The organism is Noviherbaspirillum malthae (genome assembly GCF_015352985.1).
GTDB lineage: Bacteria > Pseudomonadota > Gammaproteobacteria > Burkholderiales > Burkholderiaceae_D > Noviherbaspirillum > Noviherbaspirillum malthae.
This window is the reverse complement of record NZ_JACYXF010000150.1, coordinates 1-3,499: the sequence shown is the minus strand read 5'-3', so window position 1 is coordinate 3,499 and position 3,499 is coordinate 1. Positions and strand designations below refer to the sequence as shown.

4 protein-coding genes are annotated in these 3,499 nt (G+C 51.4%); 1 reads left to right on the top strand and 3 read right to left on the bottom strand.

The window, feature by feature from the left end:
- Positions 1-332 precede the first annotated feature (332 nt).
- The 3 genes from IGW03_RS37290 to IGW03_RS37280 form a co-directional block, all read right to left on the bottom strand.
- Positions 333-1,355: a nucleotidyl transferase AbiEii/AbiGii toxin family protein gene (locus IGW03_RS37290; protein WP_194727427.1), complete on the bottom strand. Its 1,023-nt coding sequence runs from the start codon at positions 1,353-1,355 to the stop codon at positions 333-335.
- Positions 1,348-1,944 carry a DUF6088 family protein gene (locus tag IGW03_RS37285; RefSeq protein WP_194727426.1) on the bottom strand — a complete coding sequence of 199 codons (597 nt, stop codon included), beginning with the start codon at positions 1,942-1,944 and terminating at the stop codon, positions 1,348-1,350. Before IGW03_RS37285 ends, IGW03_RS37290 begins: the two co-directional genes overlap by 8 nt.
- Positions 1,945-2,293: 349 nt before the next feature.
- Positions 2,294-2,455, bottom strand: coding sequence for a hypothetical protein (locus IGW03_RS37280; protein WP_194727425.1), 162 nt, complete (start codon positions 2,453-2,455; stop codon positions 2,294-2,296).
- Between the two features lie 388 nt (positions 2,456-2,843).
- On the opposite strand from IGW03_RS37280, the gene IGW03_RS39225 reads away from it, so the two are divergent.
- Positions 2,844-3,188 carry a PilZ domain-containing protein gene (locus tag IGW03_RS39225; RefSeq protein WP_194727424.1) on the top strand — a complete coding sequence of 115 codons (345 nt, stop codon included), beginning with the start codon at positions 2,844-2,846 and terminating at the stop codon, positions 3,186-3,188.
- The last annotated feature ends 311 nt before the right edge of the window (positions 3,189-3,499 follow it).

Below are 3,499 nucleotides of genomic sequence, written 5' to 3'. Positions count from 1 at the left end.
CGTGACTCCGGATGCGTTCTACTTCGGCAACCAGCCAATGCCACAAGCAGCATAGATGGCAACCCTACTTCCGCGAAGCTCCACTTAGCAGCAGCAATATGCTGTCCAATCAAACGGGGCCACCTCTTTTCTCGCAATTCATGCCCGGACCATAAGTTGACATAAATGATTGTTCTGCTCCATCGTCCCAGCTGGCAAGAGGTTGAAGTTCCGTTATGTGAAGTATGGCGCGTAGAGTTAAATTGCGCACCTTAGAAGTTCATTGAAAGGTCTCTGCTTCGCTAATATGCCGTTTCATATTTCACGGCTATTGCACGCTACATACCGAGTGCTCACAACGACTGATTATTCGCCTTATTCTGGATGCGGAGACAGCGTTCGATGATTTCACTAAACGGCAATGCATTACGTATTAGGATGCCAGCATCCGTCATCGCGCCATAATCTACTTCCAAAGCCGCTAATCCCTTCGGCTCAGGAATGAGCGTTAAATGACCTCCAACGGCGCGATGGTAATCGATTGCCTGCCCACTTTTATCCTTCTCGATGAAAAACATGGCCTTGTGGTCAGCAACCATCTTTCGCACAGCATGGGCGGCCAAGGCTTCATCAAGATACGGAGTGTTTTCATAGGTGGCCAAGTCGTACCAATGCCGTGCGTAACGCTCGCCTCGCAGGCGCTCCTGCAGGCAATAGACATGCGCTGCTGTAGCCTTCTCCCAAAAAGTGCGATCGATAGTCATCACCAGCGGATGTGCCACCGGAAAACCCAGTTGCGGAAAGAGCGGCGCCATGTCGCACGTGATCGTTTTCTTTTGATGGGGCTCACCGGTCGCGCGTCCTCCAAACTCGAGCTGGACGGAAGGTGAAACATAACCGCTGCCCAACTTGATGGCGTCATAATGGATATACAACTTCTCCCCATCAACGCCGCCTTGCTCACAGCGTGCTTCAAGACCATCCTGCCGCAAACCCGCTTCAATAACAGGAATGACGTTATCGTGGATCCACTCGGGCAGACGTGCTTTTACATGATCGGTCCATTTCTTGGCCTGACTTCGGGTAGACGGCAACGAGTCTTGATTCGTAATAAGATCGCCAATAAGGTGGCGAATGTCGTAGGTCAGGTCAATGTCTTCAGAGAAGCGATCAATCAACCGATAGGCTTTGGATAAAGATGTCCCTCCCTTGAAGGTCAACCCCTGACCTAGTGGCGTGTCGAATAAAGTTGACAAGGTCCACACAACCCAGAAATCCTTCTCAATGAGGGTGGCAGGCCGATCCAGCCGATCCGCGGCAATGGCCAATATTTCGGCACGATCTTCCGCCGGTAGAGAAAGATATGCCTCAGGCATGACTCATTGCACCGCCTACTGCCTTGGCCATCCAGGACGGCAGACTCGCGCGTGCGGCAGTAAGTTTTTCCCAATCTTCAGAAGGCAGTTGTTGCCGAAGCTTTGGCAACACCTCGCTTAGATGCTCTTTCCCCAGCCATGCCATCGCACGAACCGCCATTCCGGCACGGGACGTGCCCAAGATAAGCTGCCATCGCGGCGCGTGTCGGACGTCGATAATGCGCCTTCCCAGATGCAGCGTGCGGCTGGGGCCCGACGACAGAAAAACTTCTTTTACTGGTACCTGGGTAGTTAATCCCAGAGCGTTCGCGTCGGCAGCGCCATGTGAAACAGCGACTTCGCCCTTTTGATGCGCCACCGCGGCCACCACTTTTCCCGGCGCCGGCGGACGTATGCCAAAGCGACTTACGACCGGAGCCACGTACAAACCTCGCCCAACCCGCAATAAGCGCCCATCCTTGGTCAGGCGCGTAAAGGCCTGATCGATTGCAGCGCGGCTTGCCATGTGCAGGAATTCTTTGGGCGAGATTATGCCGCCCTCTTCCAAACGGGTCACACGTTCAAGAATGCTTGTGGACAATATACTCATACTGCCTCCTTTATGTCAGAAGTTTATCATCGTTTCTGACATCTGGACCGCAGTTAGCTGTTTCTTTCTATTGACCTTTGGTCAGACAGACAAGAATGGTGGATTACAACATCGAATGATGCTGGAATATGCTGCTAATCCTATCCACACAATTAGCGACCGACTTCATTTCCATTATCAAATGCAAACCAGTGACACTGGCACTACTTACTTGCCAGATGGAACACTAGTGAGGCAGTCTTGCTTCGTTATTCTTTATGATGGCGTGTATCTCTACGCGAGTGAAGTGTGTTCGAGTGGGGAATATTACTCACTGAACAATAAAATCCACGACTGGCACACCGCACTTTCAGACCGGTGTTTTTGGCTTTTTAGGCAGTAAAGGTTGGGCTGGATGTTTTTGGGTTAGCCTAGTGACGTTGCGAAGAATCTGCGCTGTGATGCGTGTTCTGGCAGCATCGGCAATCCCATAGCGATTCAAGAAATCGATATCGGTTTTCGCGGTTTTCATTTGCGTTGGCATTGTTCGCCTTCACTGTATATATAGACAGTACAAGTATTCTACCGTATCTGCCCTACCTTCAGTCACTTTCGGCCTGTTCCCCGTGCTATACCGATGATTTTTCTCTATCAAAAGCTCCCGATGTTGCGAAATTAATCACCATGGGCTCTTGAACTCGGCATACGCATCCCTATCTACTTTAGGTCTCCTCCCAACCTTTCGGTTTGGATTTTATGGCCCGCATTGAGTCTTGCTCGAGCGGGCTTTTTTACACGTCTGGCAACAACAATATTCTACGGCCCCGTCTGTTGGTACCCTGGCCGCACACTAGTTTGATGCTCCGCAATAAATGTTTCAGCTTTGAAACAGAATTTCTTACTGGAACTACAATGGCAGCATGCTTCTCTTTCCTGCCATCGAACAGCGTCGACAACTCCGACGGCCTTTTGTCTTCGACGCCAAGGTCCTCATGGACGATGTCGGTCCCTACTCCGTCATTACCGTCAATGTGTCTCGACATGGTCTATGCCTGTTCAGTCATCGTCCACTTGCGATTGGCCGCAACTATGCCATTGCGATTGCTGTTCCGGACAGTCCGCGACGAATCAATGCATGGGGCACAGTAGTCTATTGCACTAGCACACCCGACGGATTTCGCGCAGGAGTTCGGTTTCTTGATATGGACGCCTTTAGCAAAGCGTGCATCGATGATCTGCTGACAGGCCAGGACGCTGTCCGTTAAGGCACCACGGAGATCATGACCCGTCCTGAACTGCACAACCCACTATATTCACCCAAAGATAGAGCGCTTTATATCGTAATTTCCCATGACGGCCGCGAGATGGAAGGCCGGTGGAGTGCAGCGACCTCAAGTTTTATTTAGATCAGGCACAGTCAATCTTCGTATTATGCAAAGACACCTTCGACTAGCGGTACTTTGTTAAATCCGGAGATAGAGGTTAATGCCGCAGCCCGACGTAAGGAAGGCTAAGAGCGCGGCGAGCTCTGGTGGTGGGCGCGCGTCCGAACAGGCCTGCCAGCAGGACATGAGCC